Source organism: Streptomyces sp. NPDC043738 (assembly GCF_056436545.1).
In genome coordinates this window covers 95,506-111,581 of sequence record NZ_JBWKCJ010000023.1, presented here as the reverse complement: position 1 = coordinate 111,581, position 16,076 = coordinate 95,506, and the positions used below count along the sequence as shown (strand labels likewise).

The window sequence follows — 16,076 nt, the reverse complement described above, 5'->3', positions numbered from 1 at the left end:
CGGCCGCCATGACGGGGATCAGCCGTCCGGCATGTCGAGCCGCCGGGTTGTACCCGGCGCGACGCTGAACGACCGCTCCCGCAGCCGCACCCGCACCGCCGCCTGCTCGGACTCCGGCACCGCGATCCGCACCTGTTCGGCGCTGATGCGGAGGTCGATGTCCCAGTGGCGGCGGTAGCGGATGCGCACGTTGAACTTCGAGAGTTCGGGCAGGGGGGCCGGGTCGAGCCAGAGGGCCTGGTCCCGGGTCTCCAGACCCGTCAGGCCGCGCTGGACCAGATCCAGAGTGCCGGCCATCGCACCCAGATGGATGCCCTCGGCGGTGCTGCCGCCGTGGAGGTCCGCGACGTCCCCGGTCAGCGCCTCCTCGCAGTACGTCCAGGCGTCGGGGCGCTGCACGCGGGCCAGGACCCAGGCGTGGACCAGGGCGCTGAGGGTGGAGCCGTGGCTGGTGCGGCGCAGGTAGTAGTCGACGGTGGCGTGCCAGGTGTCGTCGTCGAGGGGGTAGCCCATGTGACGGAAGACCGAGGCGAGTTCGGACGGCGCGAAGAGGTAGCCGAGCATCAGCACATCGGCCTGCTTGGAGGCCTGGTAGTGGTTGACGGTGTCGCCCTCGGCCTCCAGGATCCGGTCCAGCCGGCGGATGTCGCCGTACCGCTGCCGGTAGCCGTCCCAGTCGAGCTCGGCCAGGTCCGCGTAGCCGGCGAACTGGCTGATCACGCCCCGGTGGAAGGGCACATGGAGCAGCCGCGCGACGTCCTCCCAGCGCTCCGGCTCGTCCGGGGTGAGCTGGATGCGCTCGTAGAGCTGCCGCTGATGCGCCTCGGGCAGCGACCGGCACAGCTCCAGGGCGCGCAGCAGCACCCAGGCCGCGGTGACGTTGGTGTAGGCGTTGTCGTCGACGCCCGGCTCGGCGGCCCCCGGATAGCCGTCGTGGTACTCGTCGGGGCCGACCACGCCCCGGATGCGGTAGCGGCCGAGGTCGGGGTCCCAGGACGCGGCGGCCGCCCAGAAGCGGGCGACCTGCAGCAGCATCTCGGCACCCTTGGTGTGCAGGAACTCCGTGTCGCCGCTGGCCTGTCCGTACTGCCAGACGTTGTAGGCGATCGCCGATCCGACGTGGTGCTGCAGGCGGGAGTGGTCGGGCAGCCAGCGGCCGGAGCGCGGGTTGAGATGGAGCTGCTGGGTCTCCTCCCGGCCGTCGCCGGCGCTCTGCCACGGATACATCGCCCCCGCCCGGCCCGCTTCCTGCGCCGCGCGGCAGGCGGCGGGCAGCCGGCGGTAGCGGTAGTCGAGCAGCGCCCGGGAGACCTGGGGGAGGTGCAGGTTCAAGAACGGCAGCACGAACAGCTCGTCCCAGAAGACGTGCCCCCGGTACGCCTCGCCGTGCAGGCCCCTCGCCGGCACCCCCACATCGAGCTCGGCGGTGTGCGGCGAGAGGGTCTGCAGCACATGGAAGAGGTGCAGCCGCAGGATGCGGCCCGCGTCCCCGGGCACCTCCAGCTTCGCCTGCCGCCACAGGTCCTCCCAGGCGCGCCGGTGCGAGGCCATCAACTGCCGGAAGTGCGGGGCCCGCTCCACACAGTCGACGGCCGCGTGCCGGGGGCTTTCGATCGCCGGGTCACGGGAGGTGTACAGCGCCACCGTCTTGTCGACGACCACCGTCGCCCCGGAGGTCACCGGCAGCGTCAGGGTGTGGAAGGCCCGCAGTACCGCTATCCGGGTGCGCGGTGTCCCGCCCCGCCCGGGGGTGGCCCGGATGCGCGCGGCCAGCGCGATCTGGATGTCCGAGTCGGTGGTGCGGCAGCTCAGCCACACCGTGTCGGTCCGCTCGGCACCGGTCTCCCAGCCCCGCAGATGCTGGTCGGCCAGCCCGCGGTAGCGCTCGACGCCGGTGTTGCGGACCGCGCCGTCGAGACCCGACTCCACCTCCACCGCGCCCGCCCAGCCGTCGGCGGTGAACGAGGTGCGCATCGCGGCCAGATGGGGCTCACCCATGTGCACCAGGCGGCGCTGCTCCACGCACAGGCGGCGACCGGCCTCGTCCTCGTACACCGACCAGCGGGTCAGGGTGCCGTGCCGCAGGTCCAGGGTCTGCCGGTGCTCCGTCAGCTGCGGGTGGCCGGGCGCGAGCCATGGCCCGGGAGGCGCGTCGGCGGGGCGGATCCGGTAGCGCAGCGGCAGCCAGTTGGGCAGGTTGACCATGTCCTCGTTCTCGACGGGCTGGCCCGCCACGGTGGAGGTGAGCCGGTTGTAGCAGCCGGCCGCGTAGGTGCCGGGGTAGTGGGCGGGCCCCGAGAGCACCTCGCCGGCCGCGCCGCGAGTGACGAAGTAGCCGTTGCCCAGGGCGCAGAGCGTCTCGCGCAGCCGTTCCGCGCCCGCGTCGTACCCCTCGTACGACCAGGTCCACGCGTTGCCGCCGGTCGGCATCAGCCCTCCCCGCAGGTCAGCAGCTCGCCGGGGTCGGACACCACCACATCGGCGCCCCGGCGGCGCAGCGCGTCGGCGCCGGCCGCGCCGGCCGACCGGTGCACGCCCACCACCAGGCCGAACCCGCCGCGCCGGCCGGCCTCCACACCGGCCAGCGCGTCCTCCACGACGGCGGCCTCCCGGGGCCGGACGCCGAGGCGGCGCGCCGCTTCCAGGAAGAGCGCCGGATCCGGCTTGCCCGGCAGCCCGAGCCGGCCCGCCTCCCTGCCGTCCACCACGGCCGCGAACAGCCCGAGCAGCCCGGCCGTCGACAGCAGCTCGGTCGCGTGCCGGGACGCCGAGACGGCGGCACACGGCACCCCCTCGTCCCGCAGCGCGTGCAGCAGCCGTACGGTGCCGGGCCAGACGGCGACACCGCCGGCCCGCAGGCGCGCGGTGAACAGCTCGTCCTTGCGAGCCGCGACCGCCCGGACGGTGTCCGTCCCCGGCCCGTCGTCCGGGTCGCCGAGCGGCAGGTCCAGGCCCCTGGACGCCAGGAACGCGGCCGCGCCGTCCTGCCGTGACCGGCCGTCGACCAGGCGCAGATAGTCCTCCACCGGGTCGAAGGGGCGCTGCCGCCCGCCCGCGGCCGCCAGACAGGGGTCGAAGGCGTCCTTCCAGGCCGCGGCATGCAGGCCCGCGGAGTCGGTGATGACCCCGTCGGTGTCGAAGACCACGGCCCGCAGCGGGCGCAGGCACGCGGCCAGGGACGGCGCACCGGTCATGGTGACGGTTCCGTTCGTCGGTGTGTCCACTCCATGGCACCACGGCTGATGGCCCGGGGCGCGGCCGCGGCCCTGGCGAGGACACCGCGGTGGCGCGACGATGGAAGACACCACCGTGACGATCGACGACACCCTCGTGGCGATGGTGAGCACCACCGAGACCGGCGACCGGGAGGAAGGCGGTGGCGGCGATGGAGCGGTCCCTGGTCGTGGGCGTCGACGGTTCGGACTCCGCCCTGCGGGCGCTCGACTGGGCGGTGGACGAGGCGGCCCGCCGCAAGCTCCCGCTGGACGTGCTCCACGCCTCCACCTGGGAGCGCTTCGAGGGAACGGCGCAGGGCCCCGAACGCCCCGGTGAGCAGGTCCTCGCGGAGGGCATCGCGCAGTTGGCCGCCGAACAGGCCCGCTGCCGCAACCCGGACCTCGAGGTCGGTGCGCGGGTGGTCGCGGACGACGCGGTCACGGCCCTGCTGCGGGCCGGTCACTATGCGTCGGTGCTGGTCCTGGGCTCGCGGGGGCGTGGCGAGATCGCCGGTCTGCTGCTCGGCTCGGTCGGCCTGGCGGTGGCGGCGCGGGCCCGGTGCCCGGTGATCGTGGTGCGCGGGGACGCGGCCGGGGTGGCCGGGACGCACCGGTGCGTGCTCCTGGGCGTCGGCGATCCGGAGAAGGGGGTGGCGGCCGTCCGCTTCGCCTTCCAGGAGGCCGAGGCCCGCGGCTGCCTGCTGAAGGCCGTACGCACCTGGCGCTGCCCCGCCCACGACAAGACCGATCCGCCGCTGCTCGCCGACCAGGCCCGCAGCCACCACGAAAAGCAGGCGGCGACGCAGCTGGACGACGCCCTGGGAGCGGCGGCCGGCGACCATCCTTCGGTGCCCGTGCGCCGCACCACCGTCGAGGGCCCCACCCACAAAGTGCTGGTGCACCGCGCAGCGGCCGCGGACCTGCTCGTCATCGGCGCGGGGCACCGCCACGGCCACTTCGGGCTGCCGCTCGGGCGGGTGGCGCACACCGCGCTGTGCCACGCGGCCTGCCCCGTGGCGATCGTGCCGCAGCACGCCTGACGCGGCGTGGCTCAGGCGTGCATACGGAACGGAGCGAGCATCTCCCGCTCGGTGCGTCGCCGTACCCGGTCCGTCAGGACCGACAGGCGGTGCGAGACCATCGCCCGTACCGGCTGCGGCGACCGGATGCGCCGGGCCGTCGCGGGCAGTTCGGCCAGGTCCTCGGTGAGCCGCTGGTGGGCGTCCTCCAGCCGGCCGCGCGGGGTGCTGCGCTCGCCCCCGCGCATCATCGTCACAAGCAGCGGAGTACTGTCCGCCGGGGCCGGCTCGTCGGCCAGGCCGATCACGTCGAGGCAGCCGGGGCGGCGGAAGACCTGCTTGCGCCCCGGGGACGTGGCCTTCGCCGCCGACAGCTTCATCACCGGCCGGCCGTCGTAGGCGACGAGCTTGTACGCGGAATCCAGGTAGGGCGCGTCGGCGCTCACCCCGACCCGGGTGCCGACGGCGAAGACGTCGATCGGCGCCCCCGAGGACGTCAGGTCGTGCACCCCGTATTCGTCCAGTCCGCCGCTGGCGATGATCCGCACCTGCGGCAGGCCCGCGTTGTCGAGCATCGTCCGTGCGCGGCGGGACAGTTGTGCCAGGTCACCGCTGTCCAGCCGGATCGCCGAGCCGTCCCCGCGGCCCAGCGCGGCCAGCACGCGGGCCGCCGCCGCGACCCCGGACTCGGTGTCGTAGGTGTCCACCAGGAACGTCACGGGCCCCGGATGGCAGAGCGCGAACGCGGTGAACGCGGTCTCCTCGTCCTCGAACGCCTCGATGTAGGAGTGCGCCATCGTGCCGACCGCGGGCAGATCCTCGGCGTGCGCCGCCGCGACATTGCTGGTGCCCGTGAAACCGGCCATGGCGCCCAGCCGGGCGACCTGGTGCGCGACCGCGGTGCCATGGGTGCGTCGCAGCGAGAAGTCCACGACCGGGCGCCCCCGCGCGGCGATCACACAGCGGGCGCACTTGGTCGCGAGCGCCGTCTGATGGCTGAGCTGATTGAGCACGAACGTCTCGATGAGCTGCGCCTCGGGGAGCGGCGCGGTGATCTCCAGCAGGGGCTCGTTGGCCAGTACCACCCGGCCCTCCGGCACCAGCCGGGCCTCGCCGGTGAAGCGCAGGTCCAGCAGCGGTGCCAGGTCCGCCGACGGCCGCTGCAGGGCCTCGGCGAACACCTCGACGTCCTCGCGGCCCACATGGAACCCCGCGAGGTAGTCCAGGACCGTCTCGGCGCCGGCGGCGACCAGGAAGCCCCGCTCCGGCGGCAGTTCCCGTACGAAGCAGCTGAAGGTCGCCGGCTGCTCCATGCCCTCGCGGAGGAACGACAGGGCCATGGTCACCTCGTACAGGTCGGTGATCGTCGCATCCGACATGGCCGACTCCTTCCACGGCCGTGGCGCCGTCCGCCACGGCCCTGGCTCACGCCATCGCATCCGTCCAGCCGTAGGCGACGCGGGTCTGGCGCCGCGGCGGTGCGGCACCCACGCCTTCGAGTTCCTCGTCCGCCACCCGCAGCAGCTGCCCGGCGAGGTCCCGCAGGGCCCGGCCGGCCGCGATCTCGTCGCCGATCTCGGGGACGTCGCGGTCCTCGGGGCTGCACCGTGCCGTGCCGTGCCCGGTGAAGGTGGTGGTCGCGGTGGTGAGCACCGCCCGCGCCGTGGTCGTGCCGTCCTCCTCGACGAGGGTCAGACGGACGGGCCACTCGACTGTGTTCGCCATGGCTTACCCCAACTTCCTCGTGCCCCCTGTCGTCATCATCCGCCTTCTCACTCGTACGGCACCACCGCCACCGGGCACGGAGCGTGATGCACCACCGCCTGCACGACATGGCCGATGCGCGGCGCGGGCAGCACCCGCCGGTGCCGTCGGCCGACGACCAGCAGCGCCGCGCCGGCCGTGTCGCGCAACAGCGCCGGCGCCGCGCTCTCCATCTCCACCCGCGCGTCCACCCGCAGATCCGGATACTTCTCCCGCCACGGCTGGAGCGTCTTCGCCAGCTCGTCCCGGGCGAGCTGCGCCGCTTCCTCGGCGGCGTACGGCTCCACGCCGCCCCCGCGGTTGTACGCGAACGACGGCAGATGCCGGCCGTGTACGGCGCGCAGCGGGACACCGCGTCGCACGGCGCTGTCGAAGGCGAAGGCGAGCAGCGTCTCGGAGGGTTTGCGCAGGCCGACCCCGACCACCACCGGACCTGCCGGCCCGGCCGTCGAGCCGCCCTGCCGGGTGCGCACCAGCACCGTGGGGCAGTCGGTGTGCGCCACCAGCTGCAGGCCGAGCTCGCCGAGGACGTAGCGGGTCACCGGGCCCAGGTTCCGCGAACCGAGGACCAGCAGGTCGGACTGCCCGGCGGCTTCCTTGAGGGCCTCGTACGGGTCCTTGGCCTCCAGGTCCCGCGTCACCCGCAGATCCGGGCAGCGGGCCCGGACGGCCGCCTCGGCCTCGTCCATCATCCGGTGGGGCCAGTAGTTCTGGTCGTCCTCCGTGAGGGGGTGGGACACCGGTTCCGGGGCGAGCAGCACCCAGGCGTGCAGCAGCCGCAGCCGCGCCTGCCGGGTGTGTGCCTCCTGCGCTGCCCACTGGACGGCGGACAAGGACTCCGGCGTACCGTCCACGCCGGCGGTGATGACGTCCTTCATCGGCTCGCTCCTCTCCTGCGGCGGCCGCGGCCTGGCCGGTGCGCGTCGCTACACCTCCAGCGTCCGCCTGGGTCCGCCCCCCGCGCACGGCGACCGGGGAGCGCGGGCCGCCGGGGCGCCGGGCCGGGCACCGCTCACACCCGCCCGTGTGCCCGCTGCGCCCGCCGGGACAGCGAGTCGATGACCACGGCCAGCAGCAGCACCCCGCCCGTGATCATGAACTGGACGGCGGCCTGGATGCCCATCAGCGCCACACCGGAGGCGATCGACTGGATGACCAGGACGCCGAGCAGCGCGGACCAGGTCCGGCCCCGGCCGCCGAACATGCTGGTGCCGCCGATGACCGCGGCGGCGATCGCGTCCATCAGCAAGATGCCCGCTCCCGAGGTCTGGGTGGCCGAGGTGACGCGCGAGGCCAGGAACAGCCCGCCGATCGCGGCCATCGTCCCGGACACCATGAACACCGAGATCCGCACCAGGTCCACGTTGAGTCCGGTGCGGCGGGAGGCCTCGACGCTGCCGCCGAGCGCGAAGATCATCCGTCCGTAGCGGGTCCGGCGCAGCACCTGGTCGAGACCGACCAGGAAGACCAGGAAGATCAGCAGCGCCAGCGGCAGCCCCTGGTACTGGTTGAGCACCCAGGCCGCGGCCAGGGACATCACCGCCAGCACACCGGTGCGCACCGCGATCTCGCCCAGCGGCCGCACCGGCACCCCGGCGGCCCTGCGGCGCCGTACGTCCTGGTAGGAGGCGAGGAAGTACCCCGCGGTGCCGATCACCGCCAGGCCGTACGCGGCGGCGACATGGGTGAAGTAGAAGCTGGTCAGCATGGCGACCAGACCCTTGTCGTCGAGGTTGACGGTGCCGCTGTAGCCCAGGATGTAGAGCATCAGCCCGTTCCAGCCCAGCAGGCCCGCGAGGGTGACGACGAACGCGGGCACCCCGACCTTGGCGAAGAAGAATCCCTGCACGACCCCGATCGCCGTGCCGGCGAACACCGCGACCAGCAGCGCGAGCGGTTCCGGCACGCCGTGCCGCACGTTCAGCACCGCGAACGCGGCCGCCGCCAGCCCGCTGACCGAACCGACGGACAGGTCGATCTCACCGAGCAGCAGCACGAAGACGACGCCGATCGAGATCATCCCGATTCCCACGATGTCCACGCTCAGGTTGGACAGGTTGCGCGGCGAGAGGAAGTTCTTGTTGAGGCTCTCGAAGATGATCCACACCACGAGCAGCCCGAGGACGACCGGGACCGAGCCCAGCTCACCGGCGTGGAACCGGCGCCGGAGGATCTGCAGCGGGTTCGGCCCGCGGCCCCCGTCCGGCGGCCCGCCGTCCGGGCGCGCGGCCCGGTTCCCGCGTCGCGCCGCCTCCCAGAGGCGGCTCACCGCTCCACCTCCCAGCCCGGCGTCTTGCGCCGGGTCACCGCGTTGTCGGTCGCCCCGGTGATGGAGGAGATGATCTGCTCGTGGGACGTCGTGCCCACGTCGAAGAAGCCGTTGTTGCGGCCGAGCCGCAGCACCGCGATCCAGTCCGCGACGGCCTTGACGTCCCCCAGGTTGTGGCTGATCAGCAGCACCCCGAGACGGCGCTCACGGAGCTGCTCGACCAGGTCGAGGACCTGCGCGGTCTGCTCGATGCCCAGGGACGCGGTGGGCTCGTCCAGCAGGACGAGGCGGGGCTCGCCGAGCATCGACCGGGAGATCGCCACGGTCTGCCGCTGGCCCCCGGACAGTGAGGCCACCGGGATGCGTACGTCGGGAATCCGGATGGCCAGGGCGTCGAGCAGCTCCAGCGTGCGCCGCTCCATCTCCACCTCGTTGAGGATCCCGGCCCGGTGGATCTCCCGGCCGAGGAAGACATTGCCCACCACGTCGAGGTTGTCGCACAGCGCGAGGTCCTGGAAGACGGTGGCGATGCCCAGGTCCTGGGCCTCGTGCGGCCGGGTGATCCGGACCGGGCGGCCCTCCCACTCGACGGTGCCGGAGTCGGCCGGGTCGACCCCGGCGATCACCCTGATCAGCGTGGACTTGCCCGCCCCGTTGTCCCCGACCAGGGCGACCACTTGGCCGGCGCGTACCTCCAGCTCGACATCGGCCAGTGCCTGGACCGCGCCGTACCGTTTGAAGACTCCGCGCAGCGCCAGCAGGGGCGGTGCTGTCATGGGGTACCTGCCTTACCTGGTGAGCCCGGCCTTGGCGCAGGCCGACGCAAATTTGGGAGTGCAGATCTGGTCGATCGTGTACAGCCGGTTCTTGACCACGGTCTCCTTGATGTTCTTGGCGGTCACCGGGATGGGGGTGAGCAGCACGGCCGGGATGTCGCGGGTGGTGGGGCTGTTGACGCGCCGGGGGGCGATGTCCTTGAGGCTCTTGCCGCGGGCCAGCGCGACGGCCATGGTCGCGGCGTTGTCGGCCTCGGGCCGGAAGGGCTTGAGGACGGTCATGATCTGCTCGCCCGTGAGGAGCCGCTGCACCGCGTCGAGCTCGGCGTCCTGACCGGTGATCGGGGGCAGCGGGGTGACCTTCGCGGCCTTGAGTGCGGCGATGATGCCGGTGGCGAGTTGGTCGTTGGCCGAGTAGACGCCGTCGATGTTCCCGGGGCCGAGGGCCGCGATGGCGGCGGTCATGTTGGAGTTCGCGGCCTCCTGGCGCCAGCCGGCGGTGTCGTACGCCTTGCCGATCCGCACCTTGCCCCGCAGGACCTCCAGCGCGCCCTGCTTGAACCAGGCGGAGTTGGGATCGGTCTCCCCGCCGTTCATCATCACGATCTGGCCGGTGCGGGCCTTGTCGCCGAGCGCCCGCAACAGCGCCTGGGCCTGGAGCCGGCCGACCTGCGCGCCGTCGAAGGAGACATACGACGATATCGGCCCTTCGGCGAGCCGGTCGTAGGCGACCACGTGGACGCCGGCCCGGCGGGCCCGCTCGATCGGTGCGCGCAGCGACCGGGAGTCGACCGCGTCGAGGACCAGGACGTTGGCCCGCTTGGTGATCATCGCCGCCATCTGCGCCTGCTGGGTGGCGATGTCGTGATCGGCGCTGACGATGTCCACCTGGCACTCGGGGCACAGCTGGTGGATCTTCTTCGCCATCAGCGGCTTGTCGAAGCGGTAGAAGCGCCAGTTGTTGTCCGGGAGCAGCACGCCGATCCGCGGCGGTTCACCGGACGCCGGCCCGGACGGCCGGTCGACCTCGCGGGCCTCGCCGCAGGCCACCGGCCCGGCCAGCAGGCACACTCCGACCAGGACGACGGCGGTCCTGCGCAGACGGGTGTTCACCTCAGGGCACCTCCTGACCTTCCGCCGCGCCGATCCGCTCGTCCGTCTGCAGGCTGATCTCGCTCCACACCTGCTTGCCGCCGCTCAGCGGCACCGAGCCCCAGGACAGCGACATCGCCGAGACCAGGAGCAGTCCGCGGCCGCCGGTGGACTCCCAGTCCACGCTCACCGGCTTGACCGGCGCCCGCGGCGAGGTGTCGTTCACGGCGATCCGCAGCCGGTCGGCGGCCAGTGTCAGGTCCAGCTGCACCTCGCCCTGCGTATGCGCGATGGCGTTGGTGACCAGCTCGGACACCACCAGCAGCGCCACGTCCAGCTCCTGGGTCACGCCCCACGAGCGCAGCGTGCGCCCGGTGAAGCGGCGGGCGTGCATGACGGCGTCGGGCAGCCGCCACACCGCCCAGCGGGCCCGGGTCGGGCGGACGCGCATCCCGTCGTAGCGAAGGACCAGCACCGCCACATCGTCGTCGCGCCGCTTCGAGCCGCCCAGGAGGTCGTCGGCGAGCCGCCCGGCATCGGCCGGATCGGCGGCACCGAGCACCTCCCGTACGCGGCGGATGCCGTCCTCCAGGGCGAGGGTGGAGGACTCGGCCAGCCCGTCCGTGAGCAGGACCAGGACGGTGCCGGGAGTCAGCCCGACCTCGGTCAGCGGATACTCCGCCTCCTCGGCGACCCCCAGCGGTGGCCCGCCCTCGACCGACATGGCCTCGGTGCTGCCGTCGGGGTTCCGCAGCAGCGGCGGCAGATGCCCGGCCCGCACGAACCAGGCGATGCCCTCCTCCATGTCCAGGTCCACATAGCAGCAGGTGGCGAAGAGGTCGGTCTCCATACCGAGGAGCAGGCGGTTGGCATGGGAGATCACCACGTCGGGCGGATGCCCCTCGACGGCGTAGGCCCGGATGGCCGTGCGCATCTGACCCATGATCGTCGCGGCCCCCGCGCTGTGCCCCTCCACATCGCCGATGACCAGTGCCACATGGCCGTCGGAGAGCGGAATGACGTCGTACCAGTCGCCGCCCACCTCCAGCCCCATCGTGGCGGGCAGATAGCGGACCGCGGCCACCCCGCCGGCCAGCTCCGGCAGCTTGCGGGGCAGCAGACTGCGCTGCAGCATCGTGGCGAGCTCGTGCCCGGCGTCCAGCGCATGGGCGCGGACGAGGGCCTGCCCCACCAGACCCGCGGTCGCGGTCAGCAGGGAGCGCTCCTCCGGTCCGAAGCGGTGCTCCGTCTCCCACCCGAGCAGGCACACCCCCACGATCCGGCCCTCGGCCGGCAGCGGCAGGACGGCCAGGCCGCCGGGGCCGATACCCGCCAGGCCCGGTTCGAGCGCCGCGCCCGGGGGCCACAGGGCGACATGGCCGCCGCGCAGCACGCCCTCGAGGGTGGGCAGAGAGTGGCACGAGGCGTCGGGCCACTCGGAGCGCCATTCGGACTGCCAGGAGGCGGGCCAGGATTCGGGTTCCGGCGGGTCGAGGGCGGTGACCACCAGCCGGTCGGCCTCCAGCTCGGCGACCGCCATCCGGCTCGTGGCCAGCGGCGCACGCAGCGTCGCGATGACCGCCCGGCTGACGTCCCGGATGGTCGTCGCGCCGGCCAGTGCGGCCGACAGCCGCTGCACGATGGAGACCTCGTCGGCACTGGGGCGCAGGTACGAGGCGTCGGCGACCACCCCCAGCATCCGCTCCGGCACCCCGTCGGCGCCGGTCAGCACCCGGCAGCGCAGCGTCAGCCAGCGCAGTTCGCCGTTGGGCCGGCGGATCCGGAACGACAGCTGCTGGCCGGCGACCGGCACCCCGCCGGGCTCCACGATCGACATCAGCGCCGGTACGTCGTCCGGCACGGTGCGCTCCAGCAGGGTCTCCACCTGCCGGTCGAACTCCGTGGGGCCGATGCCGAACAGCTCCAGGACCTGGGTGTCGGCCTCGATCCGCCCGGTGTGCAGGACCAGTGTGAAGGCGCCGCCCCGGAGGGTGTCCAGCCCCGGGCCGAGCAGCGACCGCCGCTCCGTCCGGGCCAGTACCCGCGCCTCGATCGCCTCCAGACCCGCGGCCACCTGGTCGGCGTGCAGTTCCAGCAGGTGGCGGCGGTCGGCGTCGAAGGCGTCCGCCGCCTGGTCGACGACGACCAGGCAGCCCAGCCGTCTGGCGTCCCCGCCCAGCGGCAGCACCCCGAGCGAGACGGTGGCGGGCAGTGGACCGGTGCCGTTGCCCGGCTCCGCGTCGGCGCTGCCCGCGGAGCCGGGTACGCCGTGCTCGGTGAGCCGCGCCGGACTCAGCCACTGGGGGAGACCGGTGCGGAAGGCCGCCGCGACCGGGGAGTCGCCGGACAGGGGGTAGCTCGTCGGCAGTGTGTAGGGGACACCGGAGCCACCGACCATCTCGGCCAGCTGAAGATCGCCGTCCCCTTCGGCCGGCACATAGACGGCGGTCAGTTCGGCCCCGGAAGACCCAAGGACCCGCGCGGTCACTGCTTGCACCGCCTCCGTACACGGGAAGCCGTCGTCGTAAGCCACGGTCGCCGTATCCGCCCTCGGGGCCAGGGCGTCGACCCCGCCACCGCCTCATCGGATATGTCGTAATTTACCCTCTTCATCCCATGGTGCGGCATTCAAGCACGGGGGAGCCAGTCGGCGAGGGGCGGGCCCGTCCGCCGTTCGTCAACCGGGGATCAGCACCGCCGCCCCGTGGACCCGGTCGGCGGCCAGGTCGGCGAGCGCCTCGGGGGCGCGGCTCAAGGGGTAGGGGCTGACGGTGACCTGGAGGCCTGTCCGGGCGGCGGCCCGGAGGAACTCGCGGCCGTCCTCGCGGGTGTTGGAGGTGACGCTGCGCAAGTTGCGCTCGTAGAACAGATGCCGCTCGTAGGTGAGCGCGGGCACATCGGTGAGGTGGATCCCGGCGATGGCCAGGGTGCCCGACCGGTCCAGTGCTTCGAGGGCCACCGGCACCAGATCGCCCACCGGCGCGAAGAGGATCGCCGAGTCCAGCGGCTCGGGCGGCCGCTCGTAGGCGCCGGCGGCCGAGGACGCGCCCAGGGCGACGGCGAGTTCCCGGGCCTGCGCCGACCGGGTCAGCACATGGACCCTCGCCCCCTCGGACAGCGCGATCTGCGCGGCCAGATGCGCCGAGGCGCCGAACCCGTAGATGCCCAGCCGCCCGCCCGGCGGCAGCGCACTGCGGCGCAGCGCCCGGTAGCCGATGATCCCGGCGCACAGCAGCGGCGCCAGCTCCGTGGCGCTCTGGTCGTCGGGCAGCGGATAGGCGTAGTCGGCGGGGACGAGGGCGGCCTCGGCGAAGCCGCCGTCGGCGTCCCAGCCGGTGTAGCGCGATGCCGGGCAGAGGTTCTCCCGGCCGGCGCGGCAGTACCGGCAGTCGCCGCAGGTGCCGCGCAGCCAGGCGCCGCCGGCCCGGTCGCCGACGCGGAAGCCGGTGACCGCCTCGCCGACGGCGGCCACCCGCCCGACGATCTCGTGGCCGGGTACCGTCGCCGGGCGGCGCGGGGCCAGATCGCCCTCCGCGAGATGCAGGTCCGTACGGCACACCCCGCAGGCCTCCACCCCCAGCAGCAGGTCGCCGGGGCCGGGCAGGGGCGCGGGACGTCGGACGGAGGTCAGCGGACCGGAGGAGATCGGGCCGGGTCGCCGGACGGCCCAGCCGGAGACGGTGTCGGCGCCGACGCCCGCAGCGATGTCCCCGGCCGACCTGTGATCAGCCGCGTGACCAGCCATGTGTCCAGGATCCCTGCTGCCCTGGAGGCGGACAAGCGGCGGCGGGTGCCGCTCCGTTCAGGAGTCGGAGGCCCTGCGGCCGCTGGGGGAGCCGGGGCGGCTCTTCTGCACGATCGACGTGAGCGCGGACAGTTTCCGCAGCAGCGCCGGGCGGGGGCGCTCGGGCGTGGCCGCGGCCGCGGAGACGGTGTCGGACGCGGCGGGCGGTGATCCGCCCGGCGACCGGGCCGGCGGCGGTTCCGGGTTGCCCGGGTTCTGTGCCCGGTCCCGGTCGGTGTGCGTGGCCCGGTCCGGGTCGGTGTGCGCGCTCGGCGTGGTGGGCTTCGCCTTGGGCGCGGTGCGTGAGGCCTCGGCGCGGACGAGCGCGCCAAGGGCGGCGAAGATGTCGATGGGCATGCCGAATCTCCTGCGGTGCGAGAGTCCTGAGAGCTGACGACGGCAGGCCGCGATGGCCCCGTCGGCCCCGTTGCGGGGTGGGGCGGGCGTGCGGCCGGGGTCGGCTCAGCAGCGCAGGACGGTCACCCGCATCGGAGTGGCGGCAGCGGCGGCCGTGGTGACGGCCCAGGACGAGGCGTCGCTCGGTGCGCAGACGCTCTCCGCCACGGCGGAATCCCGGATCGCCTTGCCACCGGGCCCGTTCGGGACGGGGTGACGCAGATGGCAGACCGAGGCCTCGCACATACGCCGGAATCCACTGCCCGGATGCTTGTCGCCGGTTCCGTGCGACGCCAGCAGCGGCGCCGGGGCGACACAGGACCGCTCGGCCGGACCGGCTGCGGCGGGAGCGCCGGCGCGGGTGAGGCAGCGGCCGGCCTCGGCGGCCTGCGCCTCGGAGGAGTCGGCGGTGAGCGCGGTGTGCACCAGCGCCAGCAGTACGAGGAGCAGCAGCACGCGCCAGCCGCCAGTCGCCGCGGAGCGGCCGGTGCTGACGGTGTCGCGCATGCGGGTCTCCCAACGCTCTTCCAGGATGGGGTTCCCTGGAAGGCGTCGGGGCACTCGGGAGAGAACGGAAAGAGGCCGTAATTCCACCCGATTTGGCTAAGGGTTGGGCGAATACCCCTTAAATCGGATAAGTCTCCGTCAGTTCGTGGCGGTGGCACGGCCGAAGTAGTGCGAGAACCGCTCCAGCGGATCACCGTCCGAGCTCCACGGCCAGGGCGTCCCCACGCCCCCGGTGGCACGCAGCGCGGCTGCCGCGTCGGCCATCCGGACGGACTTGATCAGCGCATAGGCCAGCAGGTTCAGATCGGCCAGCGCCGCCGCGTGGTGCAGGAACCCCGGTCGCGGCCAGTAGTGCGCGGCCTGGTCGAGCGCCCGGGTGGCGTCGGGGCGGCGCCAGATCTCGCCGGCGCCGAGGGCCGTCAGGCCGCCGGGGGCGACCGACCGCAGATGCGTACGGACCAGCGCGGTGAGCTCCAGACCGGCGGCGGGGGCGTCGGGCGGCATGACGGAGCGGACGCCGTCGAGCAGGTCCAGCACCAGGGCGCTGGAGCCGCACTCGTCCGGCGAGAGGTAGCCCAGGGCCTGGAGGTGGGCCTCCCGGTTCCAGGGGTCGCGCGCCTTGATCTCGCGCCAGATCGCCGACATCTCGCGGGAGGGGCGCCGCTCCAGGCGGAGCGTGGCCAGGTGCAGGGTCCAGGGAGTGGGGTCGGCGGGGAGCAGTTCGGCCGCCAGCAACAGGGTCTCGCGGACCTCGTCCAGACCGGCGGCGGAGCCCTGCTGCTGGGCCTGGAGCAGCTCCGACCAGGCGTGCAGCAGCAACGCGCCCTGGTGGTGCGGATTGTGCTGCCGCCAGATGCCGGGCAGCGCCCGCCCCGCGGCACCGGCCAGCACCCGCAGGCGGTGGGCCTTGCGGTCCCAGTCCTCGCCGGCGTCGTCGAGCACGCCCGCCATCATGGCCATGACGGCGGTGTCGAGCGAGCCGCGGGACCAGCAGGTCTCGACGCGCCGACGGACCTTGCCCAGATCGAGGTCGTCGAGTTCGGGGACCAGATGGGGACGGCTGCCTTTGCGGCGTCTGAAGACGGGCATGTCCGCGGTGGCCCTTCCGGGGTGGGTCGTGGTGGGTGGAGGTACGGGCGCGAAGGCCCGCGAAGGGGGGGGGGGGGGGGGGGGGGGGGGGGGGGGCGCGGCGGGGGGGGGGGGGGTGGCCCCCATGCGGGGGGGAGACGATCGCCCACCACGTCCTCCCTCCAA

14 protein-coding genes are annotated in these 16,076 nt (G+C 73.6%); 1 reads left to right on the top strand and 13 read right to left on the bottom strand.

Going from position 1 to position 16,076, the window contains the following annotated elements; genetic code table 11:
- Positions 1-18 precede the first annotated feature (18 nt).
- Together AC0680_RS26895 and AC0680_RS26890 are read right to left on the bottom strand one after the other, a co-directional pair.
- Positions 19-2,430 carry a glycoside hydrolase family 65 protein gene (locus AC0680_RS26895; protein WP_478633393.1) on the bottom strand — a complete coding sequence of 804 codons (2,412 nt, stop codon included), beginning with the start codon at positions 2,428-2,430 and terminating at the stop codon, positions 19-21.
- A complete protein-coding gene (locus AC0680_RS26890; RefSeq protein ID WP_478633479.1) occupies positions 2,430-3,194 on the bottom strand; it encodes an HAD family hydrolase in 765 nt (254 codons plus the stop codon). The genes AC0680_RS26895 and AC0680_RS26890 overlap by 1 nt, the downstream gene beginning before the upstream one ends.
- 191 nt (positions 3,195-3,385) lie before the next feature.
- Between AC0680_RS26890 and AC0680_RS26885 the strand changes: the two genes are divergently transcribed.
- Positions 3,386-4,255, top strand: coding sequence for a universal stress protein (locus AC0680_RS26885; RefSeq protein WP_478633390.1), 870 nt, complete (start codon positions 3,386-3,388; stop codon positions 4,253-4,255).
- A gap of 11 nt (positions 4,256-4,266) precedes the next feature.
- On the opposite strand, the gene AC0680_RS26880 is transcribed toward AC0680_RS26885, so the two are convergent.
- The 11 genes from AC0680_RS26880 to AC0680_RS26830 all read right to left on the bottom strand — a co-directional run bounded on the left by AC0680_RS26880 (position 4,267) and on the right by AC0680_RS26830 (position 15,911).
- A complete protein-coding gene (locus AC0680_RS26880; RefSeq protein ID WP_478633388.1) occupies positions 4,267-5,613 on the bottom strand; it encodes a nicotinate phosphoribosyltransferase in 1,347 nt (448 codons plus the stop codon).
- 46 nt (positions 5,614-5,659) lie between these two features.
- On the bottom strand, positions 5,660-5,959 hold the full coding sequence (locus tag AC0680_RS26875) for a dsRBD fold-containing protein (RefSeq protein ID WP_478633386.1): 300 nt from the start codon (positions 5,957-5,959) through the stop codon (positions 5,660-5,662).
- A 47-nt stretch (positions 5,960-6,006) separates the two neighbouring features.
- Positions 6,007-6,876, bottom strand: coding sequence for a universal stress protein (locus AC0680_RS26870; RefSeq protein WP_478633385.1), 870 nt, complete (start codon positions 6,874-6,876; stop codon positions 6,007-6,009).
- Positions 6,877-7,010: 134 nt separating this feature from the next.
- Entirely contained in the window at positions 7,011-8,267 is a 1,257-nt protein-coding gene (locus tag AC0680_RS26865) for a sugar ABC transporter permease (protein WP_478633383.1), read from the bottom strand.
- A complete protein-coding gene (locus AC0680_RS26860) occupies positions 8,264-9,043 on the bottom strand; it encodes an ATP-binding cassette domain-containing protein (RefSeq protein ID WP_478633381.1) in 780 nt (259 codons plus the stop codon). Before AC0680_RS26860 ends, AC0680_RS26865 begins: the two co-directional genes overlap by 4 nt.
- A 12-nt stretch (positions 9,044-9,055) precedes the next feature.
- On the bottom strand, positions 9,056-10,156 hold the full coding sequence (locus AC0680_RS26855; protein WP_478633379.1) for a sugar ABC transporter substrate-binding protein: 1,101 nt from the start codon (positions 10,154-10,156) through the stop codon (positions 9,056-9,058).
- A gap of 1 nt (position 10,157) precedes the next feature.
- Positions 10,158-12,623, bottom strand: a complete 2,466-nt coding sequence (locus AC0680_RS26850; RefSeq protein ID WP_478633476.1) for a SpoIIE family protein phosphatase — start codon at positions 12,621-12,623, stop codon at positions 10,158-10,160.
- A gap of 189 nt (positions 12,624-12,812) precedes the next feature.
- Positions 12,813-13,880, bottom strand: a complete 1,068-nt coding sequence (locus tag AC0680_RS26845; protein ID WP_478633377.1) for a zinc-dependent alcohol dehydrogenase family protein — start codon at positions 13,878-13,880, stop codon at positions 12,813-12,815.
- Positions 13,881-13,937: 57 nt separating this feature from the next.
- On the bottom strand, positions 13,938-14,276 hold the full coding sequence (locus tag AC0680_RS26840; protein WP_478633374.1) for a hypothetical protein: 339 nt from the start codon (positions 14,274-14,276) through the stop codon (positions 13,938-13,940).
- A 105-nt stretch (positions 14,277-14,381) separates the two neighbouring features.
- Entirely contained in the window at positions 14,382-14,822 is a 441-nt protein-coding gene (locus AC0680_RS26835) for a hypothetical protein (RefSeq protein ID WP_478633372.1), read from the bottom strand.
- Between the two features lie 138 nt (positions 14,823-14,960).
- On the bottom strand, positions 14,961-15,911 hold the full coding sequence (locus tag AC0680_RS26830; protein WP_478633371.1) for a hypothetical protein: 951 nt from the start codon (positions 15,909-15,911) through the stop codon (positions 14,961-14,963).
- Positions 15,912-16,076 lie beyond the last annotated feature (165 nt).

Excerpts from the sequence above, each read along its gene's own strand:
- AC0680_RS26845 (WP_478633377.1), bottom strand. The coding sequence starts at position 13,880 with ATGGCTGGTCACGCGGCTGATCACAGGTCGGCCGGGGACATCGCTGCG.
- AC0680_RS26830 (WP_478633371.1), bottom strand. The coding sequence starts at position 15,911 with ATGCCCGTCTTCAGACGCCGCAAAGGCAGCCGTCCCCATCTGGTCCCC.
- AC0680_RS26885 (WP_478633390.1), top strand. The coding sequence starts at position 3,386 with ATGGAGCGGTCCCTGGTCGTGGGCGTCGACGGTTCGGACTCCGCCCTG.
- AC0680_RS26875 (WP_478633386.1), bottom strand. The coding sequence starts at position 5,959 with ATGGCGAACACAGTCGAGTGGCCCGTCCGTCTGACCCTCGTCGAGGAG.
- AC0680_RS26840 (WP_478633374.1), bottom strand. The coding sequence starts at position 14,276 with ATGCCCATCGACATCTTCGCCGCCCTTGGCGCGCTCGTCCGCGCCGAG.
- AC0680_RS26895 (WP_478633393.1), bottom strand. The coding sequence starts at position 2,430 with ATGCCGACCGGCGGCAACGCGTGGACCTGGTCGTACGAGGGGTACGAC.
- AC0680_RS26880 (WP_478633388.1), bottom strand. The coding sequence starts at position 5,613 with ATGTCGGATGCGACGATCACCGACCTGTACGAGGTGACCATGGCCCTG.
- AC0680_RS26835 (WP_478633372.1), bottom strand. The coding sequence starts at position 14,822 with ATGCGCGACACCGTCAGCACCGGCCGCTCCGCGGCGACTGGCGGCTGG.
- AC0680_RS26870 (WP_478633385.1), bottom strand. The coding sequence starts at position 6,876 with ATGAAGGACGTCATCACCGCCGGCGTGGACGGTACGCCGGAGTCCTTG.
- AC0680_RS26860 (WP_478633381.1), bottom strand. The coding sequence starts at position 9,043 with ATGACAGCACCGCCCCTGCTGGCGCTGCGCGGAGTCTTCAAACGGTAC.
- AC0680_RS26890 (WP_478633479.1), bottom strand. The coding sequence starts at position 3,194 with ATGACCGGTGCGCCGTCCCTGGCCGCGTGCCTGCGCCCGCTGCGGGCC.